This window comes from Spirochaetia bacterium, assembly GCA_022482625.1.
Classification (GTDB): Bacteria; Spirochaetota; Spirochaetia; order Sphaerochaetales; family Sphaerochaetaceae; genus Pleomorphochaeta.
On record JAKVOU010000001.1, the window covers coordinates 1,572,531 to 1,595,670 of the forward strand.

Genomic DNA, 23,140 nt, shown 5'->3' on the forward strand with positions numbered 1-23,140 from the left:
ATCATATATTTGTTTTTCTTACATAACATTAATTTTACATAAAATATTTATTTATTTTATAATAAAATTACATAAATATAGGCTGTAAAAGCAAGTAAATTGAATTAATCTCCTTTTTTCACTTGACAGTATGTTAAATCAAGTTAAAATGAAAGTAAATTTTTATCAACATAAAAGGAGTTTTGGCATATGTTAAAAAAGTTATATCTAATTTTACTTGGATTGCTGACCGCAGGCTTCCTGTTTGCCCAAGGTACTCAGGAAACAACATCAACAAGCGAAACATCCCAGCAGGAAAACCAAAAAATAATCATCTTCCAGTCCAAGGTAGAGATTACTGACCAACTGCAGGCAGCAGTCAAGGACTTTACTGCAGAAACCGGCATACCAGTAGAAATCTGGGAAACTTCAGGAGACAGCTATGTGACACAGCTTCGCCTGAAACTTGCAGGAGATGAAGTACCGACTATCTTCACTGTGACTCCGGGTGTCCAAGCAGACCAGCTCAAGGACTATCTGGCCGATATCAGCAGCAGCAAGGTACAGCAATATATTCCGGACTCTTTGTCCCTGAAGGAAAATGGCAAGAATGTAGGAGTGCCATATAATGTAGAAGGTTTCGGCTTGGTAGTAAATGACAGCATGGTCAGCGATGATGACCTTGCATCCCAAGACGCATTCTTCAAAGCGATTAACAGACTTGCCGCTGAAGGAAAGAATCCACTCGGATTAAGCCAAGAATCTTATTTCCTTATCGGACATATTCTCAACACCCCGTTTGCCATTATGGACGATCCCGATGCTTTTATCGCCAAATATGAGAAAGGCGGCGTAAGACTTGCAGATCAAAAGGAATTCCAGGCCTTTGCAAAACTTATGGAACTGATCCGCAGCAAATGCACAAATCCGATGGAAATCAACTATGATCGCTCATGCGGAGACTTCGCTACCGGCAAGACAGCAATGATCCACCAAGGCAACTGGTGCTATACCATGTTCAAGGATTACAATGTCAACTTCAAGATGGACCTCAAGGCCTTGCCGTTGCTTGGCAACAAGAAACTTGCGGTTTCCGTCCCATACTATTGGGTTGTCAATTCCCAGGTCTCCGAAACAAAGCAAAAAGAGGCCCTGCAGTTCCTTGATTGGCTCTACACTTCCAAGAAAGGTATGGACTACGTAGTCAACCAGTTCAAGTTCGTTCCGGCTATGTCTAATATACCGACTGATTCACTTGATCCACTGAGTGCCGATGTTGCAAAGGCTGCTGGCTCAGGAAATACCATCCCCTGGGTACTCAATGATTGGCCGATGAATATCATCAATTCTGACTTTGCTCCGCTTACCCAAGAGTTCCTGACTGACAAGAGCATGAGTGGAATTGATTTTGTAAACAAGCTTGATGATGCATATCAGGCTCGCCTCAAGAAATAAATCTTTCAGTTCGACCCGCCCCGTGCGAGGCGGGTCTTTTTCCCCATTAGTTTTTCCGGAGCATGACCTATGATGGTAACAAACAAGAAACAGGAAAAATTCTGGTATTTCCTGTTCGTCTTTCCTGCATTGTTTGCATTTATTTTTGTTGTAATCATACCGTTCTTCATCGGTATCGGATATTCCTTCGTCTCTTGGAATGGACTGGCAACAAGCAAGACTACCTTCGTAGGATTGCAAAACTACCGACAACTGTTCTCTGATGTACGTTTCGGCAGCAGTGCCGTCCATACAATCATCTTCACGGTACTGTCAGTCCTGTTCATCAACATCCTCGGTCTATTGTTTGCCCTCATGGTAACGACAAAACTGAAAATCAACACAGTAGCCCGTACGCTTTTCTTCATGCCAAACCTGATCGGTGGCCTGATCCTCGGCTATATCTGGAAATTCATCCTTTCAGATACCTTCAAGGCAATAGGGGAACAAACAGGATGGACAAAACTGTTCTTCAACTGGTTGCTCGATCCCACGGCATCACTGTGGGCATTGGTCGTTGTCATTACATGGCAGATGGCAGGATATGTCATGATTATTTACATTACAGGTATCCAATCCGTACCTGATGAAGTCATAGAAGCCTCCATCATAGACGGAGCAGGCAGAGTACGGCGTTTTTTCTCCATCACATTGCCTCTGATCATGCCATCGGTAACCATCTGTACATTCTATACGCTTTCGAATTGTTTCAAGATGTATGATACCAACCTCTCACTTACAAACGGAGGCCCCGGTACTTCTACAGAACTCTTTGCCATGAACATCTTCAATGAAATATTCTCCTTCAGCCATTTCGGCTATGGGCAGGCAAAAGCTATCATCTTCTTCCTGTTTATCGCAGCTATAACACTTACACAGGTAGCAATTACCAAGAGAAAGGAGGTACAGCTATGACACGGTCACAACGGAATTTCGGGAAAATCATGTACTCCATATTCGTACTTGCCCTTGGTATTCTGTTCATTTATCCACTTTTCATCATGGCCATCAATTCATTCAAGAACCGTGCTGAACTATACATGAATCCGATTGCTCTCCCACATCATGCCCTATGGAAAAACTATGCAGAAGCAGCAAGAAAAATGAGTTTTCTCAACGCATTGGGAAATTCAGTCTTCATTACTGTCATTTCTTTGCTATTCATCATTACGTTTTCCGCCATGTGTGCATGGATGATCACAAGGAAAAATACCAAGCTAAGCCGCTTCCTGTTCTTTCTCTTTGTTGCCACTATGCTCATTCCATTCCAGACACTTATGATGCCACTGGTACAGATGATGAAATGGTCAAAGCAATTCCTTGGACTCCGTGTATTGAACACATACCGAGGCATCATTTTCATGTACATAGGATTCGGTATGTCCCTGGCAGTTTTTCTCTATAGCGGTTTCGTCAAGACCATTCCCGTTTCCCTGGAAGAAGCAGCAACCATCGATGGTTGTTCCAGTTTTTCCGTATTTTGGAAAATTGTCTTTCCAATGCTCAAGTCAACTACCATCACCGTCATGATCCTCGATATCATCTGGATATGGAATGATTACCTCCTGCCTTCCCTGGTGCTGAATGACAAAGCTTTGAGAACCATTCCTCTTTCCACAAGTTCATTTTTCGGTGTCTTTACCATCCAATGGAACGAAGCCATGGCAGGTTTGACCATGACCATCATCCCTGTCATCGTGTTCTACTTCTGTGCACAGAAATACATCGTAAAAGGCATCGTTACCGGAGCTGTGAAATGAAACGACATATATTTCGGAAAAGACAGGGAAAGCTCGACCAGAAAGAACTGGAGCTGGAAGAAACGTTGTTTCACAATGCCAACGGGTATCTGGGAGTCCGGGGTTCCATGGAAGAAGGGAGTTTTCATGAGACACTCAGGGGAACCTATCTCAACGGTGTATATGATATAGTCGATATGCCTCAGGCCGAACCACTCTATGGCCTGGCCAACAAAAAGGAAACTCTTGTAAATATTGCCGACATACAGACCGTCAGGTTATATGCGGACGGAGAACTCTGTACTCCGTCTACTGCTGCAGATTGGCATGGAGAACGATCGTTGGATATGGACGGAGGTTTTACCAAACGGACACTCACATGGAAAAGCAAGGCTGGCAAAAAAGTCAATGTAGCTGTAACCCGCATGGCATCGTTTACCCGGCTTCCTCTTTTTGTCCTTCAATATCGTGTCATCTGCGACCAGGCAACGCTTTTCCGCTTTGAGACAGAGCATGACTGCAACGTACATAATTTCAGTGATCCTGATGACCCACGCCTTGCATCAGTATCTGTCCAGCATATGCTGCCGCAGGAAGTCACCTACAAAGACGGCTTGTCCAAGATTGTCACCAGTACAGCAAGAAGTGGCATTACAGTAGCAACGATTGTATATGATACCTTCTCACTGCCGATTCTTTCTTCCACGGAAAAGGAAAGTACTGCTGCAATTTCGCGTGCTGTTTCCTTCAGTGCCAAGAGTAATGAAGAGTTACTGTTGACACGTCTGGTAGTATGTACTGACAGCCGTCGCTGGAAAGATCCCCTAAAAACTGCCGAAGCATTTCTCAGTGATGCCAGGCAGGCTGGTATTCCACAGCTCTTTGCGGAACAAAAGGCATACCTCTCCGCCTTCTGGAAATATTCTTCCTGCGAAATCGAAGGCAACGAAATCCTTGACGAAGGCTTGAGTTTCAATCTTTATGAACTTCTGCAGTCTGTCGGTAAAGACGGCATATCGCATCTTGCTGCAAAAGGACTTTCAGGCGAAGGCTATGAAGGCCATTACTTCTGGGATACGGAAATGTTCGTACAGCCGCTCTTTACGCTCACTCAGCCAAAGATTTCGAAGAATTTACTGGAATATCGATACACCATCCTGAACAAGGCAAGGGAGAATGCACGGTTCCTTGGCTATTCCAAGGGGGCCTTGTATCCCTGGAGAACCATCAACGGAGAAGAATGCTCAGGATTCTTTCCCGCAGGGACAGCTCAGTATCATATCAACGGAGCGGTTGCCTATGCATTGATTCTGTACTACCTTGTTACAGATGATATAGACTTCATGCAGGAAAAAGGTCTGGAAATGCTCCTGGAAATAGCTCGTTTCTGGTATGAGCTCGGCAACTTCTTCAAGGGACAGTTCATGATCAACTGCGTGACAGGTCCTGATGAATATACCTGTCTGGTAAACAACAACTATTATACAAATGTATCTGCGAAGTATGATTTCCACTGGGCGGTAAAGCTGTATCGTATGCTGTCCAAGGAAGGAAAGGCAACGGCAGCCATAGCGGCTACAGGTATCTGTGAAGAAGAAATAGCTGCATTCGAAAAAGCTGAACAGGCTATGTTCCTGCCTTATGACAAAGATCTGGATATCAACCTGCAGGACGATAGCTTCCTGCAAAAAAAACAATGGGATATCAAGGCTACCCCCAAGGAAAAGTTTCCCCTGCTGCTGCACTACCATCCGTTGACTTTGTACAACCACCAGGTCTGCAAGCAGGCTGATACAGTCTTTGCACATTATCTCTATGAAGAATACACAAGCTATTCCACCATGCTCCATTCATACGATTACTACGAACGTCTGACCACGCATGATTCTTCGCTTTCACCCTGTATCTTCAGCATCATGGCATCCCGGCTTGGGTTACATGAAAAAGCCTATGCCTATTTCAAGGATTCGATCGAAATCGATATCCACAATACCCACGGGAATACAAAGGATGGTATCCATACTGCGAACATGGGGGGCAGTTACCTTTGCATCGTCTTTGGATTCGCCGGTCTGCGTATCAAGGAAACAGGCATATACCTGTATCCATACCTGCCGACAGCATGGAAGGGATATGCATTCTGCCTTACGCTACGGAACTTGCATATGCATGTCCATATCCATCTTGATGAAATAGCTCTCTGGTTGGAAGAAAAAACAATTCAGAAGATTTTCCTTTATGACAAGGAAAGGACAATCACTGAAAAGAAAATTTCCTTTCAGCTTCAGCAAAGGAGCAACAAATGAACAAGGCATGGATCTTTGATCTGGACGGGGTCATCTGCCATACTGATGAATTCCACTTCCAAGCTTGGAAAAGGATATCCGATGAACTGCACCTGGATTTTGATCGGACACTGAACGACAAGCTACGTGGAGTAAGCAGACGCAACAGTCTGGAAATCATTCTTGAGGCAAATCACCGTCAATTGCCAGAGTCATCACTTGAAGAAGCCATGGAAAAGAAAAATGGGTACTATCGCGCATCCCTCATGCAGCTTACACCAGCAGATCTTGAACCAGAAGTCAAACACACATTGGGATCATTCCGATCAGAAGGACGGAAAATGGCCATCGGTTCCTCAAGTAAGAATGCCAGGCTTATTCTCGATCGACTGGAAATTACGGACCTGTTTGATGCCATCGTAGACGGTACCATGATCAGCAAGAGCAAACCGGACCCTGAAGTATTCCTCATTGCTGCTCATCTGCTTGGTTATCTTCCATCTGATTGTTTTGTAGTCGAAGATGCCGTAGCAGGTATCCAGGCAGCCCTAAGAGGCGGCATGCTTCCTATTGCCTATCGACTCCATGAAAAAGAACTGCCCAGAGATATACAGCATGCTGAATCATTTGCCGACATTCTTTCAATCGATAGCAAATTTTCCGCATTGAATTCATAATATTGACATCAATACCCATTATTGAGCCATTGCACTTATGGCAGGATATCTTTGTCTTTGTAAATTACCAGCTATATAGTACTGTATAGCCCAAAGAAAAAGGCAAACGGCTCTAGCTATCAAGTCATAAATTGTAAATAAATTTATAATATTTTTGTTTACAATTTAGCAAAATCTACTTGGACAGTCACGGGCAGCATGCTATAGTAGTCGCATGTCCCAGATAATCTTGGAAACCAAAGACTTATCCTTTGGTGTCAACAAAGGCACGTTGTTGCTACGTCACATAGACCTACATATTGAAAAAGGCAAGTGCTACATACTTGCAGGCTTGAACGGTTCAGGAAAGAGCCTCCTGCTCAAAAACATAAAAGGCCTGCTGAATCCGACATCAGGCAAAATATTCATCGAAGGACAGGATCTGACTCACTCTCCCAGTAAACGAAGAGCTCTTGTCGGACTTGTCTTTCAAGATGCAGATAGCCAAATCATTGGGCAAACAGTAGAAAAAGATATCCTGTTTGGCATGGAAAACATCGGAACTGCCCTTACGACACAACAAGACAGGTTAAAAGAAACAGCAAGATTTATGGGACTTACCGAAAAGCTTAGCCAAAGACCCCGGACACTGTCAGGAGGAGAAAAACGACGTCTTGCCATAGCAGGAATAATAGTCATGGAACCACAGATCATCCTTATGGATGAGCCTTTCTCAAACCTTGATTTTCCAGGGATAAGACAGGTGATCAAGACCTTGCTGCAACTGAAGCAGCAAGGATATACCTTGCTGATAGTCAGCCATGAAATTGAAAAGTTCGCGGCACATGCCGACCGTATTCTCTTGTTGGAACATGGTATGCTGGCCTTTGACAAGCCTCCTAAGGAAGCCGTAGAGCTTTTGCCTTCCCATGATATCTATGTACCGGCATCCATTCCGGTAGAGGAAATGACATGGCTGAGGCAATGATATTCCACTACAGGGTCTCAGGATCCTTATTGTCAAGGTGCAATCCGCTGATCAAACTTGGGAGCCTGATAACCCTGTGCATCCTGTTGCAGCAGGCTACCTTGACGGCCACAGTATTCTTTTCCCTGTGCATAGCAGCATTGATGCTGCAAGCAAAAATGCCGATCCGACGTCTTATACCTGAACTCATGTTTTTCCTGATCCTTACGGCCATAATTTTCCTGTCAGTCTATCTACCGCATAAGGAATTGCAGAAAAGCATGGAAAAATCAGCATCTTTCCTTGTTGCAGTACTGGGAAGCCTGCTGTTTGCCGATACTACCGATCCTTCAGATCTTGCAAGGTCATTGGGCAGTTTCCTTCACCGCCTGCATTTCAAGGACGGTTGGAAATTTGCCAATCAAGTTGAACTAACACTCACCTGTATTCCCCTTATCTATGACACCTATGCCCATGTCAGGGATGCGCGCAGAGCTCGTCTTGCATATATGGGGAAACATCCTATAAGATCGATATACATGTTTTCAAAAGAACTGATGGAACAGTTGCTGGACCAAATAGATGAAATGGCTTATGCCATGGACGCACGAAGCTTCGATGAAAACAAGCCGCGGGCCAGTCTTCCTTACGGATGGGCAGACCTGATGCTTGTCTGTGGGATGGTCATCTCAGCAATATTCGGGAGGATGCTGCCATGCTAAGCAAGAAAGAAGCACGCTTGATATGCCGAAAACGACAGGCACCTGTACATCCTGATTATACCGACGATGACAGGAAAACCTGTGAAGCCATAGCTTCAAGCACCATCTGGAAAGAAAGTTCTTTGGTCATAGCCTACCTGCCGATGCCGACAGAAACAGATATCACACCTTTATTAGATCTTGCAATTAAAGAAAAGCGGTTGCTCGCAGTCCCCATTACTGATAAGAACACAACAGGAATCATGCATTTCAGGCTATTGGAAACAAACTGGAGAAAAACAATTGGAAAAGGGCCATGGAACCTTCAGGAACCTCGTATCACAGAAACCAGGGCAATAGATGTCTGGAGCCAACAAGGCAATATTATCGTATTGGTCCCTTCCCTGGGAATTGATCGATATGGGAACAGGCTTGGACATGGGGGGGGATATTATGACAGGTTCCTTGCGATGAAAACCCCTGCTACCAGTACTGTCGCCCCATGCAGGGATTATCAACTTATAGAAGACTTCAAACCTGACAAGACAGACTGCAGGATTGATTTTCTTGCCACTGCAAACGGCTTCAAAAAGACTGACGTGCCAATTCTCTAAGTAAATCCTCACTCCGTTTCGGTTCAAAACCCGGGGCAAAGAGTGACAATACTTCCTTACGGATATCTGTGTCCCTGACATTACGCAGAATTGTAGCCAAGGCTTTTATATACTGTACCTGTATGCCAGGTGATGAAGCAATGACAAAGAGAATATGGACAGGCAATCCATCCTTTGCAGCAAACTCAACGCCATTTGCACTGATGCCAAGCCCTATCCTCACTTTGTCGATAGGAGGAATCTTGCCGTGGGCAATGGCTACTCCATGTCCGATTCCGGTCGTATCTATCAGTTCCCGTCGATGCACGGCTCTTCTGAAGCGCTCTTTATCCTTCAGTTCATTAAAAATGGTACAGCCATCTATTACTTCATCAATTGCCTTGAACTTATCGACTTCACAAATTGGACAAGCGGCAAATCCGAACAACAAATCCTTATTCATCTACTATACTTTCCAATGAAAATTCTCCGATAACAGATTATGGAAGGCAAAGGGTCCCACATGTGCCTTGTTCCCCTCTGAGACCAATATATCAGAATAACCTTCCAATAGCAAGAAACCGGCTATTTGCTGCAATATGTCCCATAAATCTCTGCAATAAGGCGAACACCATCCTCTACTTCCTTGTCAGGGCCCGCATAATTAAGACGAAGACATTTGTCAAAATGAGGGTGAGGATAAGGCAAACCATGTTTCTGGTCCTCATGTCCAAAGAAAGAATACTCTCCCGGTACGGTAATGACTCCATGATCCTTGAGCACCTTATAGAACTCTTTGGTCGGAATGGAAAGATCTGGTAAACAAAGCCAGATGAAAATAGATCCTTCACTCCTATGATAGCAATAGTTCATTCCAGCAAAATACTTTCTGATATACTGTTGCATCCTGAGGGACTTCCGTGCATAGAACGGCTGCACGAAATCATCTGCAAGCCGTACAAGTTCTCCACTTTCAATCATCGGACCAGCAAGAGCCTGTCCCATTGATCCAGAAGCCAATGCTGCAATGGCGTTGATATTGGAAAGGTCTTCGATGATTTGGGGAGCTGCCACTACGATACCTGTACGAACCGATGGAAGACCGATCTTCGACAAGCTCATCGACAGGATGATATGTTCGTTCCATATCGGCGTTGCATCAGCTGTAAATACAATATTGGGAAAAGGAACTCCGTAGGCGTTGTCTATGACCAACGGGATATCATAAGCTGCTGCAAGATCCGAAAGCCTGTTGATTTCAGCATCGGTAAGGACATTGCCTGAAGGATTTGTCGGCCTTGTTACACAAAGCGCACCGACTTGCCCATCTATCCCGGCCTTGCAATGGAGCTCCAAATAATTCTCAACTGCCGGAAAATCTATTGCATACTTGAATGTATGATCAGGAAAATATGTACAGACAGACGGTACGCTGACGAACATATCAGGGAAAATACCTTGGTCAGCATATCCTATATACTCAGGCATCAAAGGAAACAGTACGGTTTTGCAGCAACCATCATCAAATGGACCTGCAAGTAAATTGAACAGGTAAAACATGGCACTCTGGCTACCATTTGTAATGGCTATGTTTTTATCTTCCACTTGCCAACCATAGGTCTTTGCAAGGAAAGCCGCGACAGCATGGACAAATTCCATCCGTCCCTGCGGGGCATCATAGCGAGCAATCGTCTGCTCAAAGGCATCACCATCTGCCAGCATCTTTTCAAGCTGCCTGCGATAAGCCTGTTCAACTTCTGTTATTCTTGCAGGATTGCCACCTCCAAGACCATAGGAAGGCAAATCAGAGGAAATAGGTTTACCCAAGTCATCCATCAACTGCAGGATACCTGACCGCTGGGTAAGCTTTTCTCCAAATTGCGATATTTTCATAGAAAGCCTCAATGATAAAAAGAGTTCCCTTTACCATACAAAGGGCTCCTGCAAAATGCAAGAGCCCTATCTTTTGACAAATCAGCTTGTTGCCCTGATATCAGAGCTTTGCAAGATACTCGTTCATTGCCTTGGCAGCCTTACGTCCCTGACCCATTGCCAGGATTACCGTTGCTGCTCCCAACACGATGTCCCCGCCGGCATAGACTCCTTTGAGCGTAGTCTCACAGGTATCTTCATTGACGATGAAATTACCACGTTTGTTGGTATCAATGCCTTCTGTCGTCAGCTTGATCAACGGATTGGAAGTATTTCCGATGGAAACCACAACGGTATCGAACGGATATACTTTCTCAGTTCCGGGAATTTCCACAGGACTTCTTCTGCCGGAAGCATCAGGTTCGCCAAGCTTGCAGGTAATTACCTTGACACCGGTTACCCTTCCCTTCTCATCTGCAACAATCTCATGGGGCTGATGCAAAAGCATGAATTTTACGCCTTCTTCCTTGGCATGCCCGACTTCTTCCTTCCTGGCAGGCAATTCGGTTTCACTTCTGCGATAGATAACCGTAACTTCCTTGGCACCAAGACGAAGTGCAGTACGGGCCGCATCCATTGCAACATTGCCACCACCGAAGATGGCAACCTTTTCACTCTGCCATTCGGGAGTCATGCTATGTTCGGCATCATAGGCCTTCATCAGATTACTGCGGGTCAGATATTCATTGGCACTGAATACACCGACATTGTTCTCTCCGGGAATACCGAGGAATTTCGGCAAACCGGCGCCAGAACCGATGAATATCGCCTCAAAACCATCCTTTTTCATCAAATCTTCGATGGTCTGGGTACGTCCGACAAGAAAATTCAAATTGATTTCAACGCCCATCTTGGTCAAACCATCCAATTCTCTCTGAACCAGTTTTTTCGGTAGACGGAATTCAGGAATCCCATAGACAAGCACACCGCCGGCCTTGTGCAAAGCTTCGAACATAACCACTTCATGTCCGGCACGTCTCAAATCCGCCGCAGCAGAAATGGAAGCAGGACCAGAACCGACGACAGCTACCTTATGCCCAGAAGAAGGAGCAACTTCAGGAGTAACATCACAGTCATGTTCCCTGGAGTAATCAGCAACAAAGCGTTCAATCCTGCCGATTGCAACTGCCTGGTCCACATCCTTGTGCAATTTGCCCATGGTACAATACTTCTGGCATTGGTTTTCCTGTGGGCAGACGCGTCCGCAGATAGAAGGCAACAAGCTGCTTTCCTTGATTACTGCATTGGATCCCTTGAAATCACCTTCACTTGCCTTCATTATGAAAGCAGGGATATCAATACCGACAGGACAACCCTGTACACACGGCTTGTTCTTGCATTGCAAGCAACGCATGGCCTCGACCTTGACCTGAGCTTCGGTATAGCCCTCTGCGACTTCATTCATATTGTGGATCCTCACACCTGGATCCTGCGTAGGCATCTGCTGCACAGGTATCTCAGCCCTCATCTTGGGGGTAAGTGCAAGGTCTTTATATTTTTTAAGCAAATCCTGCGCCGTCTTGTCCAGTTCCTCTCTTGTCTGATACATGGCTTAGGCTTCTCCTTCCGGGATATGCAACCCGATATGGCATTTATGATGGGCTTCCTGCTCCTGCGGCTTATAGGTACCCAACCTGGTAAGCATGTTGTTCCAATCAACCTGATGTCCATCAAAATCAGGTCCATCTACACAGACGAACTTTGTCTTTCCACCAATGGATACACGGCATCCACCACACATACCGGTTCCATCGATCATAATCGTATTCAATGATACGACGGTTTTGATTCCATATGGCTTGGTCGTAAGGGCACCGAATTTCATCATTATCGGAGGACCGACAATGAAGACATAATCAGGCTTCCAAGTCTCGCAGAGTTCCTTCAGAGGTTCGGTAACAAGACCTTTGCGTCCAGCTGACCCATCATCGGTCATAAGAATCAATTCGTCGGCTAAGGCAGCCATCTCATCCTTCATGACATAAAGGTCCTTGTTCCTGGCACCCATGATGATTTTCACTTCATTACCGAGTTGTTTCAGTTTCTTGGCAATTGGATACAGGGGAGCTACACCAATACCACCTCCGACACATACACATTTACCGAACTTCTCCAATTCGGAAGGCTGGCCTAGCGGGCCAAGAAGATTTGCTACGTAATCCCCTTCCTTGAGCATGGCAAGTTTATGAGTCGTAGCTCCGACCGCCTGGAAAACAATGGTAATCGTTCCCTTTTCAGGATCCGAATCAGCGATGGTCAGAGGAATCCTTTCATTGAAATCTCCACCAAGCTGCAGGATTATAAACTGTCCAGGTTTATGTGCTTCAGCAATAAGGGGTGCTTCAATGACCATTTTGAAAACTTCACTTGAAAGTTTTTGCTTAAAAATAATCTTGTTCACGACTGCTCCTTTGCTTATACTATAGAGGTATATAGTCAAGCAAATAAAAATACTTTATAGCTTTTTTTTGCCAAACATTGACTTTATTACAACAAACATACTCTAATAGGGAGGAAATTTCAATGATTATTCATGAAAAAACCATGTCATTATCACAAAAACAGAACATGAGGGGAGGAAAAGGAACAATCCTGCTCAAGGATCTCATGGAAAAAGGAACAGTAGCTCACTGCAGGCTCTTCAGTCAGATTACCATCAGACAGGGTTGCTCCATCGGGCAGCATGATCATGTTGATGAAACTGAATACTATTGGATCCTCAAGGGAGAAGGCATTGTAACTGAGGCTGATGGCGAAAAGCAGGTAGCTGCGGGAGACATGGTCGTGACAGGTGGCGGAGCCAGCCATGCAATTCGCAACGACAAGGAAGAAGATCTCGTCCTGATGGCCCTGATCATCCTCGACTGAAAGTAACTGAGTATATACGACAAGGGCCGCAGGCACCTTCTCAGGTGTCTTGCGGCCCTTGGACCGGACATCTTATGTCTGTCTAGTCAGTCTCAATCTCAATCTTGATATCCCGCGGCTGGGCTGCAGGCACTTTCGGAATGGAAACGTTTAGGATTCCATCAGCGAAATTTGCCTTGATACCTGCTTCGTCAGCATCGCCAGGCAACTGGAATGATCTGGAAAACTGGCTTCTGCCATGGGATTCCTTCACCAAGTAATTTCGCTCTTCCTTCTTTTCTTTGTTATCCTTCTTATTGAAGGCATCGCTTGTAGCAAGTTTGAGCGTATGCTTTTCAACCTTGACGTCTACATCCCCATTGTCATATCCAGGAAGAATAACATCCAGCTGATATCCGGATTCACCTTCCGTTACATCGACCTTAGGCCATTTTCCAGCCTTGGTATTTGAATAAAAATCAAAAAAGTCATTCATCATCGAACCAAAATCATTAGCCATCATAACTCTATCTCCTCTTCTTTTCTTACTATTTACTTGATATCAATCATCTTCGGCTTCGCTTCTTCAGCTTTCGGAATCCGAATGTTGAGAATACCTTTGCTCAACTTTGCCTGAACTTTGTCGATATCAATACGTGAAGGAAGCTGGAAAGATCTGGAAAAGCTCATCTTCTGATCACATTCGCAGTAATGGCGGACGACATCATCATGCTCTTCCTGCTTTGCAAGTTCCTTATCAAATTTCTCTGAAGTGGAAATCGTCAGGACTTCTTTTTCCAATTTGAGCTTCAGATCATCAAGCGAATATCCTGGTACTTCAGCTTCAAGGGTAAATCCATCCTTGTCTTCCCAGATTGTCACAGGTGGAACTTTTGTTCCGCTGATCGGTGAGTAATCATTGAAAAAATCATCCAAAAGTGAATCTAATCCGTAATACATAATCCATATCTCCTCTTCTCGAATTTTATTAGTTATATGCAACTCCTAACGGAGCATCATGCAATTTCAATTTCCCGCGGTTGTGCAACTTCTTTCTTGGCTATCAGTACAGTAAGCACACCTTTCGCCAGGCTTGCTTTGATGTTTTCTTCATCAGCATCATCCGGCAATACAAGGCTTCTTTCAAACATTACCTTCGGATCTGCTTCCCTTAATACGGTCAGGCCATTGTCTGTAGGATTCTCAAACCTATCACTGGTTGCAAGCTCCAACTTATGGTCCTTGACTTGCATTGTGATCTCATCTGGTTTATAGCCCGGAAGCTCAACAGACAAACCGTAGCTGTCTTTGCCTTCCCATACATCCATCGGCGGAACCTTTGCTGTACAAGCATCAAAATATCCATCTCTTATCAGTGCATCTATATCTGTCAAGTAGTTCATTCTTTTCTCCTCTACCATTTCTTTCCTGGTCTTTTGTCATAAACAATATTGCACATACCATGCCAACTTTTTAAAACAGCAAAGAAGCAAACCTATATTACATTATTAGTTTGGAATATATTTATTTATATATAAAATAATTAAAAATTTTATCAACTATGAATCAGAATTAATATTCCTAGTCAAAAGAAAGAAAAAATAATCTAAAAAAGACAATCAGATGGTTCCTTTTCAAAGAGAACAAGGGTCAATCCTGACCCGTTGTAAAATCAAAGGCATCATATTGTGTCAAAATGACACGTATGAGTCTTCATTACCCTATACATGTGGAAATTTGGGACAGAAATACTTCAAATAGCTTTTGTCCAGTCGATCATTGCCATCTTGTTCGTACTTGGCAACAACAACTTGCCTGTAACCGGATCTTTTTCCAGATGCTTCTCAAGATACTTCCCGATTATCGCATAGGAATCCTGACCTTCAGCCAACGGCCCAAGGTTGGACTTCACAGAAAGGATGGCTTGTCCAACAGAATCATAGACAGCAACGGATGTATGATCAAAAATCTTGACATCGGCAAAAATTCCCATTTGATGAAGTATATTGACGATATAGATGTAGTCAGGATTGCTTCGATAGGGCTCGTTGCAAAGCAATTCCCACAGATTACGAAGATGGGTCCTACGATTTGCAAAGCGAAACAGATATACATGTTTTTTTGCCAAACTATCCATCTTTTCCAATGCAGAATGCATATCCGGCATTATAAGGCATTGGTAAGCCACGACAATATCATGAGGTATGACTACAGCATCTTCCCACAGGGCATTGACACTTGCAATATTGGTAATCCGTTCCGCTTTTGCGCGCTCTTGAAGGAAATCAAGCATCTGGTCTGCTGCGTCTAGTGCTGTTACAGACCGTGAAGTCTTTGCAAGCGGAATAGTCAGGGTTCCTGGCCCACATCCGATATCCAATATTGTGTCGGAAGCAGCATGGATAATCATTGATAGGATCTTTTCAATCGTCGGTTCTTCAAAACAAAGGGCATCCATGTAACCTTTGGCCCTTTTGTTCCAACATCCTGCGATATCAGTATCGTAACGGCGGACAGAGGCCTCCAGCATATCCTTTTCCCATTTTTTATTCCAATCAATATCCGTCATACCAGAAATAGTCCTCCCTGTTTCTGGTACTTTACATATATCCTTACAACAAAACAAGGCCACTGCTTTCGCAGTGGCCGAGGGGTCAGTACATTGTAATGTTATCTTCTATCGAAATCTCAATTACCTGCTTTCGTTACTTCAATCAGTTTCGGAGCTTTTGCCTTGGCTTCAGGCTTCTTAGGCAGTACTATCTTCAGTACGCCATCATCAAGTTTTGCAGTGATACCGTCCTCATTGACATCTTCTCCCAAGGAAACAGATCTGCTAAAACTACGTCTGGTGCTTTCCTTGACCAGGTATTTCTTGGACTTATCTTCCTTTTCTTTCGATTGGTCGGAAGACACAGTGAGCAAGTGTTTATCCAATTTGATGGATACATCCTTTATATTGACACCTGGCATTTCAAGTTCTACTTCATAGCCATCATTATTCTCTTTGATGTTCATCGGAGGGAATTTATCCTGAAAACCAGTAAAATTGTCCCATGCAGTATCCAATAACGTATCAAAATCTCTGTTCATCAAATAGTTCATCATAATTTCTACCTCCAACTCATTGATTTCTTTTATTGCCCTTTCGGGTTGCGACAAACATAATGCACAAAGCGTGCCAACCTTTGTAAGAATTGTAAAAATAACACATAAGTATTTACTCTAAAAGCAATTGATGAACAAATAGTAAATCAATACGGCCTCTAGACTCTATCAATATTTTAATTTCTTTTCGACAAGGAATGTCCAATTGACACATGAAATCGTGGTATATTGGCCGTTGCGTATCATTATGACCCAATATTTTGAGTGCAATCATTATCCATGGGACAACAGAAACACAAAGAGGGCAAACTTGCGTTTTTCCATAATCTACCAAAGCTTATTTAGCTGATTATACCAATTGATTATCCTGTCATAGACTTTTTTTATTGTTTCACTTGACATGTTTGTCGAAACACTGTAGGTTACCTCTTGTACTTCGACGCGGGGTAGAGCAGTTGGCAGCTCGTCGGGCTCATAACCCGGAGGTCGCAGGTCCGAGTCCTGTCCCCGCTATAGTAAAAACGGTTTCTAGATAATAACACTAGAGACCGTTTTTTTTGATAGTTACAGCCTCTTGCCAAGGCATTTTCAAACAAGCAACCTATTTCCTCCGGCTAAATATCTGAACATATGACAACTTACTGAAAATTTTATTTGGTTGCAGATTTATTATTTTAAACGTCAACATGTTAAAGTTAAGTTCCTAAAAAGGATTGATACAATTAACTAAATTATATACAAGTATTAAACAAATATATTTTCTAAATTATATAATTAAACTATCTTTATTTGTGCTATATTCTTACTTTGCTATTCGAAAAAAGAAAAAGACATATATCCATCACGTAGAAGAAAAAACAAAGTTTTATGAAAAACTCTATGCTGTAGAGTATAGCGAAACAAGCAGGAGCTATTAAATACCATCTGTTTCTGTTTTTATTTAAAGAAACATATAGTAAACCAGATGTTTTATCCCATGGTTTTTTCCAAAAATTATTGTGGTGTGCTTTTTCTTACCACCATAGAACCACCGACTTTGATTTTGACACAAGCAGGTTGATCTCCTTCTATTTCGTCAAGAAGCATCATGGTGGCCATCTTGCCAATCAAAGTGCGATATACATGGAAAGTAGAAAGAGGCGGAGCAGCAGTCTGGGCCAAGTAAATATCATCAAATCCAAATACAGCGACATCCTCGGGAACTCTGATATCAAATTCCGCCATTGCTTTTACTGCCCCGATGGCAATTATATCATTGTCAGAAAAAACCAACCGAGGCACTTTCGCACCGGACTCAAGGTAGGCCTTCATTTTCTGATAACTCAAAGAAATTGAAGGAACCAACATAAAACGGTCGGTTGTCTCATCATAGGAAAGTCCAAAGTCTTCTATAGCCTTTTTGAGCCCCTGTCCACGTTCAATAAAATTCTGAGTAGTCAGTCCTCCGCAAAAATAGCCAATTCTTTTTTCATTGGTCGATGCAAGATACTTTACAGCCTCATAAGCCATTTCTTCGTTATTCATTGTAATTGAATTACAGTCGAAATGGGACATAGAATTATCTATGACAACATATGGGACAGTAATGTGATCCAAGATAGAATAGTCAGCCACCTCAAGTTCTGTACCTAATACAAAGACTCCACAAAGTTTATGATACTCAACAGCAGCAAGTGCATGATCAAAATTTCCATGAACAACTTGTATCTGCAAAGAATATCCTTTGCCATTGCATTCCGCCTGAATCGAATCCATAATTTTTGCTATGAATCCTGCATTTTCATCTACAAGATATCCAGATTTTACCAGCTTGATAAAAAGCAAAGTTTTATTACCACTGCAACGAACTCTTCGTTTTTCCTTGTCAAAACCGATATCGTCCAGCAATGAAAGTATCTGGCGCCGTTTTTTTTCACCTACACCTGGTTTATCATTCAATACCAACGAAATAGTAGCAGGAGAAACTTTTGCAATTTTTGCAAGTTCACGTATAGTCATTTTATATTGTTTCCTTTCATACTGGCAATTGTTTACTAAACAATAAACCTAGACAAAAGTTTTGTCAATAAAATAAATATCAAAATAATACACATTAATCCAATAATATGTAAATTTATAAATATAAATAAAACTAAAAAAATGAAAACTTTTCATTGACAGCTGAAAAAAACCAACTGTATACTAGTTCCTGATAACAAAACTAAACAAACAAAATATAATTGTTTAGTAAACGGAGGTATAAAAGTGAAGAAATTATTGTCTATGATTCTTGCCATTTCATTGGCAGCAACTTCATTTGTAGTTGCAAATGGTACAAGTGAAAGCAACACTGCAGGAAGCACTTCTAGCAGTAAAAAGGATTATAAGATTGCTGTAGTACCTAAACTGACAAGCATCAGTTGGTTCCAGAGAATGGAAGTAGGTGTAAAGGAGTATGCAAAAGATACTGGCGTCGATGCATTTTATACAGGTCCCTCAGAGGGTGACGGTGCATTGCAAGCCCAAGTAATAGAAGATTTGATAAGCCAGGGCGTTGATGCTATCTGCGTTGTCCCTTTCTCGACCGAATCGCTTGAACCTGTCCTAAAGAAAGCAAGGGATGCAGGTATTGTCGTTATCACACAGGAAGCTTCAGGAATGAAAAACATTGATTACGATGTAGAAGCCTTCGACAATGCTGCTTACGGAAGACATTTCATGGAAAAATTGGGTAAACTGACAGGAGGACAAGGTGATTATATCCTAGAAGTAGGTTCTTTGACTTCTGAATCACATAACCAATGGGTCGATGCAGCAAAAGCACTGCAATTGAAAGAATTCCCCGGCATGCATCAATATGGAGATAAAATTGAAACAGCTGACAATCTCAACAATTCATACAACAAGGTAAAGGAAGTTTTAACAGCTAATCCGAACTTGAAAGGCATTGAAGGGTCAGCTATGTCAGATATTGCAGGAGCTGCATTGGCAGTGGAAGAACTTGGTTTGTCTGGAAAAGTGTCTATTGTTGGAACTTCTCTTGTTTCAGTTTCTGGGAAATACATCAAAGATGGCACAATTGCAATGGCTTCTTTCTGGGATCCGGCAGTTGCTGGGAAAGCAATGATACAGCTGGCTCTGAAAGTATTGAACAAAGAACCAATCGAAAATGGTTGCAATTTGGATGTCGCTGGTTATGACAATCTCGAGCTAAATGGAAAAGTCCTTAGCGGTCAGGCATGGATTGATGTCACAAAAGATAATGTAGATGATCCATCAATCAACTTTTAATCAATTTTAAACAACTAAAATTGTATTCAAGAGAAGTACAGACTACTTCTCTTGGATACAGAGCTACATGGAGAAACAGCTGATGCCACAGGAATTCATCCGTTTGGAAAACATAACTAAGACTTTCACAGGTGTACACGCTCTCAAAGGCGTAGATTTTTCCATTAACTATGGAGAAATCCATTGTTTGGCAGGAGAAAACGGATGTGGTAAGTCTACCTTGATCAAAGTAATTTCCGGGGCTCATCATCCCTCAGGAGGTAAAATTTTCTTCGAGGGTAAGGAAATATCCAATCTTTCACCGATTGACTCGATTCATCTGGGTGTTCAAGTCATCTATCAGGATTTTGCAGTCTTTCCTAATCTAAGTGTTGCTGAAAATATTGCCATGAACAAAAATCTCATGGAAAATAAAAAGAAAATGGATTGGGACAAAGCCCGGGAACTTGCACTCGAAGGCATGGCAATGATAGGAGCTAAAATTGATCCGGATGTCTGTGTTGAACGGCTTAGTGTATCAAACAAACAAATGGTTGCAATATGCAGGGCATTGGTCAATGATGCAAAATTGCTCATCCTGGATGAACCGACCACAGCATTGACTGCCTGCGAAGTCGGAATGTTAAACGAGACACTTAGAAAACTCAAACAAAAAGGAATGGCAATAGTCATAGTCAACCATAAGATTGACGAAATCTTTGATATTGCCGATAGGCTGACCATACTCAGGAATGGTGAAAATGTAGCAACAGGACTTATTAACGAATTTGATCGTAAACGTTTCATTTACTGTATGACAGGGAGAGAAATCAAAGATACTATCTATACTCCTGAACCAAGTGAGGAAATTGTATGTGAAGTTAATGACCTGAGTTTGAAAGACCACTTCCAAAAACTCAGTTTTACTCTTGCAAAAGGTGATGTACTAGGAATTACCGGTTTGTTAGGATCAGGGCGGAGTGAAATAGGAGAATCATTGTTCGGCATTACACCTGCAACTACAGGTTCTGTTACAATCAGAGGTCGAAAGCAATATATACACTCAATAACCGATGCAGTCAAGCACAGAATCGGTTACGTCCCTGAAGATAGACTTACACAAGGTCTGTTTCTATCCAAATCCATCAGAGACAATACAATTGTCGCCTCTTTAAAGGAATACATGGAAAAAGGCAAACTTAATCTAGAAAAAATGGATAAGGTTACCGCGGCATGGATTAAAAGAATCGGGTGTGTTGCTGCTTCTACAACAGTACCCATCAAAACACTATCAGGGGGCAATGCTCAGAAAATGGTAATTGCTAAATGGCTGAACACCCATCCTCAATTGCTTATTTTGAATGGTCCCACTGTAGGTGTCGATATTGGTTCAAAATCCGATATACATGCAATACTCCACAAACTGGCAAAGGATGGGATGGGCATTATCATTATTTCAGATGACCTGAGTGAACTCTACTATAATTGCAACAAGTTGATAATCATGAGCAATGGCAAAAGTTCTGGCGTTCTCAACATGTGCGATTTCGATGAAAATGATATTACAACTCTGATTCGCCAAGCAGCATCAACGGAGAACACAGATGACTAGTATACACAACAACAAACTGACAACAAATGAAGCTATCGTTACTTATACGATACTTATTCTCTGTACCTTGATTGGTATCGTAAATCCGGCATTTCTCAGTTTTTCGACAATAATTACCCTCTCACGTGCAATGTTGATAACATTGATCTTTGCTGGCATTGAAATGCTGGTAATCATAAGTGGTGGCATTGATGTTTCATTTCCTGCTATTGCCTGTTTTGCTTCTTATGCATCAATTAAACTGATACTCAAATATAATATTGATAGCATCCTTTTCTTCTATCTCTTTGCTTCTGTTTTGGGATTCGGCTTTGGATGTCTCAATGCCTTTCTTATTGCAAGGAGACATATGCCACCCCTGATTGCAACCCTTGGTGTCAGCAATATCGCAAACGGAGCAACATTGGCATTCCTAGGTACCAAAGAACTTTCTAACATCCCCACACATATAGACAGCCTTTCAAAGGCCTATCTTTTTTCCTTTACAAATAAAAGCCATATTACCTATGAAATGACTTCCCTGATATTAATTCCAATTATTTTCTTGGTAGTTTTGGCTTTTTTCCTCAAATTCACAACATTGGGCCGAGGAATCTATGCCATAGGAGGTGACAAAAACGCCGCAAGAATAGCGGGCTACAATGTAAAGAAGATACAATCCCTTGTCTATATCGCAGCGGGAGTGCTGGCAGCCGTCGGAGGTGTTACCTATACGATCCTCATGCGCCAGGCAAGTCCCCAGAACCTAATGGGATCAGAAATGATGGTCATCGCTGCTGTAGTTGTCGGTGGCACAAGGATTACAGGAGGCCATGGTACGGTTATCGGAAGTGTCTTGGGAGTCCTGTTGATTGCCATAGTCCAGAACAACCTGGTAATGGTCGGTGTACCGACACATTTCCAAACTTTTGTCGTCGGCCTGATAATTGTCTTGGGTACAAGCGTTACTTCAATTCGAGCAAAACATATTGCCAACAGTGCAAAGCTTTAGGAAAAGGAAGACAGTATCATGAAATATGACAAGATAAACAAAAACAATGCGATGCTGCTGCTTCTGGGCATACTCATCTTTGTAATCATGGGCATACTCCAACCACGATCTTTTCTAAGATCAGCAAATATCAGAGGTATGTTCATTCAGTTGCCGGAATATGGCATCCTTTGTTATGGGATGATGTTGGCCATGATTTCAGGAGGGATTGATCTCTCTTTGGTCGGTATAGCTAATTTTGCCAGTATAGTCGGCGCAACCGTCATGATTGCCAATGGCAATACAAGTTTTTCCATCATGTTGGGTATTCTTGCCGCATTGGTCGTTGGCATCGGTTGTGGCTTGTTCAATGGATTTTTAATTGGTTACCTAAAGATTCCGGCAATGTTGGTAACACTTTGCGGTCTACAATTGTATCAAGGTCTTGGCCTTGCAATCACGAAGGGACCTGCATTAACAGGTCTTCCAAGCAACTTTGCCAAAATTGCAAATAATAATTTTTTGGGAATTCCTATCCCATTCTACGTATTCATCGTTTCAACGTTGGTTATTGCCTATTTGATGAAATCGACTGTATATGGACAACAAGTCAAATTCCTCGGAGCAAATGAAACAGCTTCACGATATTCAGGAATCAACAATTTGAAAGTTACGTTGCTAACATATATGTTCAGCGGTATCTTAGGTGCCGTAAGTGGTATTTTGATTTCCTCCCATTACAATTCAGCAAAAAGCGATTATGGAAAGTCCTATACCTTACTTACCCTTCTTATTGTAGTGTTAGGTGGAACAAATCCTGATGGCGGTGAGGGAAATATCCTAGGAGTAGCTTTGGCAGTTTTTGTCCTTCAACTAATTTCAAGTGCCTTCAATATCCTGCGAATCAATTCTTTCGTAAAAACATTCGTCTTCGGTATAATCTTAATCGGCACTTTATTAGTTTCTGAATATCTTGATGAGAAAAAACAGAAGGAATAAGGAGTAAAC

At 42.5% G+C, this 23,140-nt stretch carries 23 protein-coding genes and 1 tRNA gene; 14 read left to right on the top strand and 10 right to left on the bottom strand.

The features are described from left to right. Window positions 1-189 precede the first annotated feature (189 nt). The 8 genes from LKE40_07175 (at window position 190) to LKE40_07210 (ending at window position 8,435) form a co-directional block, all read left to right on the top strand. Complete coding sequence (locus tag LKE40_07175) at window positions 190-1,434, top strand: ABC transporter substrate-binding protein (protein MCH3917230.1); 1,245 nt, start codon at window positions 190-192, stop codon at window positions 1,432-1,434. Window positions 1,435-1,506: 72 nt separating this feature from the next. Continuing rightward, a complete protein-coding gene (locus LKE40_07180) occupies window positions 1,507-2,388 on the top strand; it encodes a sugar ABC transporter permease (protein ID MCH3917231.1) in 882 nt (293 codons plus the stop codon). After that, window positions 2,385-3,233, top strand: coding sequence for a carbohydrate ABC transporter permease (locus LKE40_07185; GenBank protein ID MCH3917232.1), 849 nt, complete (start codon window positions 2,385-2,387; stop codon window positions 3,231-3,233). Before LKE40_07180 ends, LKE40_07185 begins: the two co-directional genes overlap by 4 nt. Beyond that, window positions 3,230-5,518 carry a family 65 glycosyl hydrolase gene (locus tag LKE40_07190; GenBank protein MCH3917233.1) on the top strand — a complete coding sequence of 763 codons (2,289 nt, stop codon included), beginning with the start codon at window positions 3,230-3,232 and terminating at the stop codon, window positions 5,516-5,518. Before LKE40_07185 ends, LKE40_07190 begins: the two co-directional genes overlap by 4 nt. Beyond that, on the top strand, window positions 5,515-6,174 hold the full coding sequence (gene pgmB, locus LKE40_07195) for a beta-phosphoglucomutase (protein MCH3917234.1): 660 nt from the start codon (window positions 5,515-5,517) through the stop codon (window positions 6,172-6,174). The genes LKE40_07190 and pgmB overlap by 4 nt, the downstream gene beginning before the upstream one ends. 214 nt (window positions 6,175-6,388) lie before the next feature. Further along, window positions 6,389-7,141 carry an energy-coupling factor ABC transporter ATP-binding protein gene (locus tag LKE40_07200; GenBank protein ID MCH3917235.1) on the top strand — a complete coding sequence of 251 codons (753 nt, stop codon included), beginning with the start codon at window positions 6,389-6,391 and terminating at the stop codon, window positions 7,139-7,141. Beyond that, window positions 7,126-7,842 carry an energy-coupling factor transporter transmembrane protein EcfT gene (locus tag LKE40_07205; GenBank protein ID MCH3917236.1) on the top strand — a complete coding sequence of 239 codons (717 nt, stop codon included), beginning with the start codon at window positions 7,126-7,128 and terminating at the stop codon, window positions 7,840-7,842. Before LKE40_07200 ends, LKE40_07205 begins: the two co-directional genes overlap by 16 nt. Then, the gene (locus LKE40_07210) at window positions 7,836-8,435 is read left to right on the top strand and encodes a 5-formyltetrahydrofolate cyclo-ligase (GenBank protein MCH3917237.1); all 600 of its coding nucleotides are present in this window, start codon (window positions 7,836-7,838) and stop codon (window positions 8,433-8,435) included. The genes LKE40_07205 and LKE40_07210 overlap by 7 nt, the downstream gene beginning before the upstream one ends. Here LKE40_07210 and LKE40_07215 read toward each other — a convergent pair. From LKE40_07215 to LKE40_07230, 4 genes are all read right to left on the bottom strand, one after another. After that, window positions 8,407-8,877, bottom strand: coding sequence for a PTS sugar transporter subunit IIA (locus LKE40_07215; protein MCH3917238.1), 471 nt, complete (start codon window positions 8,875-8,877; stop codon window positions 8,407-8,409). The genes LKE40_07210 and LKE40_07215 overlap by 29 nt on opposite strands. 122 nt (window positions 8,878-8,999) lie before the next feature. Further along, entirely contained in the window at window positions 9,000-10,307 is a 1,308-nt protein-coding gene (locus LKE40_07220; GenBank protein ID MCH3917239.1) for a valine--pyruvate transaminase, read from the bottom strand. Between the two features lie 100 nt (window positions 10,308-10,407). Next, window positions 10,408-11,895 carry an NADPH-dependent glutamate synthase gene (gltA, locus tag LKE40_07225; protein MCH3917240.1) on the bottom strand — a complete coding sequence of 496 codons (1,488 nt, stop codon included), beginning with the start codon at window positions 11,893-11,895 and terminating at the stop codon, window positions 10,408-10,410. A 3-nt stretch (window positions 11,896-11,898) separates the two neighbouring features. Continuing rightward, window positions 11,899-12,747, bottom strand: coding sequence for a sulfide/dihydroorotate dehydrogenase-like FAD/NAD-binding protein (locus LKE40_07230; GenBank protein ID MCH3917241.1), 849 nt, complete (start codon window positions 12,745-12,747; stop codon window positions 11,899-11,901). Window positions 12,748-12,890: 143 nt separating this feature from the next. On the opposite strand from LKE40_07230, the gene LKE40_07235 reads away from it, so the two are divergent. Continuing rightward, window positions 12,891-13,214, top strand: coding sequence for a cupin domain-containing protein (locus LKE40_07235; protein ID MCH3917242.1), 324 nt, complete (start codon window positions 12,891-12,893; stop codon window positions 13,212-13,214). Window positions 13,215-13,296: 82 nt separating this feature from the next. On the opposite strand, the gene LKE40_07240 is transcribed toward LKE40_07235, so the two are convergent. From LKE40_07240 to LKE40_07260, 5 genes are all read right to left on the bottom strand, one after another. Next, window positions 13,297-13,716 (bottom strand): Hsp20/alpha crystallin family protein, encoded by a 420-nt coding sequence (locus tag LKE40_07240; protein MCH3917243.1) that lies wholly within the window; start codon window positions 13,714-13,716, stop codon window positions 13,297-13,299. Between the two features lie 29 nt (window positions 13,717-13,745). Further along, window positions 13,746-14,153, bottom strand: a complete 408-nt coding sequence (locus LKE40_07245) for an Hsp20/alpha crystallin family protein (protein ID MCH3917244.1) — start codon at window positions 14,151-14,153, stop codon at window positions 13,746-13,748. Window positions 14,154-14,209: 56 nt separating this feature from the next. Beyond that, window positions 14,210-14,596 (bottom strand): HSP20 family small heat-shock protein, encoded by a 387-nt coding sequence (locus LKE40_07250; protein MCH3917245.1) that lies wholly within the window; start codon window positions 14,594-14,596, stop codon window positions 14,210-14,212. A gap of 350 nt (window positions 14,597-14,946) precedes the next feature. Beyond that, window positions 14,947-15,762 carry a class I SAM-dependent methyltransferase gene (locus LKE40_07255; protein ID MCH3917246.1) on the bottom strand — a complete coding sequence of 272 codons (816 nt, stop codon included), beginning with the start codon at window positions 15,760-15,762 and terminating at the stop codon, window positions 14,947-14,949. 119 nt (window positions 15,763-15,881) lie between these two features. Beyond that, window positions 15,882-16,301 (bottom strand): Hsp20/alpha crystallin family protein, encoded by a 420-nt coding sequence (locus tag LKE40_07260; protein MCH3917247.1) that lies wholly within the window; start codon window positions 16,299-16,301, stop codon window positions 15,882-15,884. 440 nt (window positions 16,302-16,741) lie between these two features. Between LKE40_07260 and LKE40_07265 the strand changes: the two genes are divergently transcribed. Next, window positions 16,742-16,814: transfer RNA gene (locus tag LKE40_07265), tRNA-Met, on the top strand. 480 nt (window positions 16,815-17,294) lie between these two features. Here the strand turns inward: LKE40_07265 and LKE40_07270 are convergent. Then, on the bottom strand, window positions 17,295-18,299 hold the full coding sequence (locus LKE40_07270) for a LacI family DNA-binding transcriptional regulator (GenBank protein ID MCH3917248.1): 1,005 nt from the start codon (window positions 18,297-18,299) through the stop codon (window positions 17,295-17,297). A 246-nt stretch (window positions 18,300-18,545) separates the two neighbouring features. Here LKE40_07270 and LKE40_07275 point away from each other — a divergent pair, with 246 nt between their 5' ends. The 4 genes from LKE40_07275 (at window position 18,546) to LKE40_07290 (ending at window position 23,131) form a co-directional block, all read left to right on the top strand. Further along, the gene (locus LKE40_07275; GenBank protein MCH3917249.1) at window positions 18,546-19,571 is read left to right on the top strand and encodes an autoinducer 2 ABC transporter substrate-binding protein; all 1,026 of its coding nucleotides are present in this window, start codon (window positions 18,546-18,548) and stop codon (window positions 19,569-19,571) included. 67 nt (window positions 19,572-19,638) lie between these two features. Further along, window positions 19,639-21,162, top strand: a complete 1,524-nt coding sequence (locus LKE40_07280; GenBank protein ID MCH3917250.1) for a sugar ABC transporter ATP-binding protein — start codon at window positions 19,639-19,641, stop codon at window positions 21,160-21,162. Then, on the top strand, window positions 21,155-22,153 hold the full coding sequence (locus LKE40_07285) for an ABC transporter permease (protein MCH3917251.1): 999 nt from the start codon (window positions 21,155-21,157) through the stop codon (window positions 22,151-22,153). The genes LKE40_07280 and LKE40_07285 overlap by 8 nt, the downstream gene beginning before the upstream one ends. 18 nt (window positions 22,154-22,171) lie before the next feature. Then, window positions 22,172-23,131 (top strand): ABC transporter permease, encoded by a 960-nt coding sequence (locus LKE40_07290; GenBank protein MCH3917252.1) that lies wholly within the window; start codon window positions 22,172-22,174, stop codon window positions 23,129-23,131. Window positions 23,132-23,140: the final 9 nt, after the last annotated feature.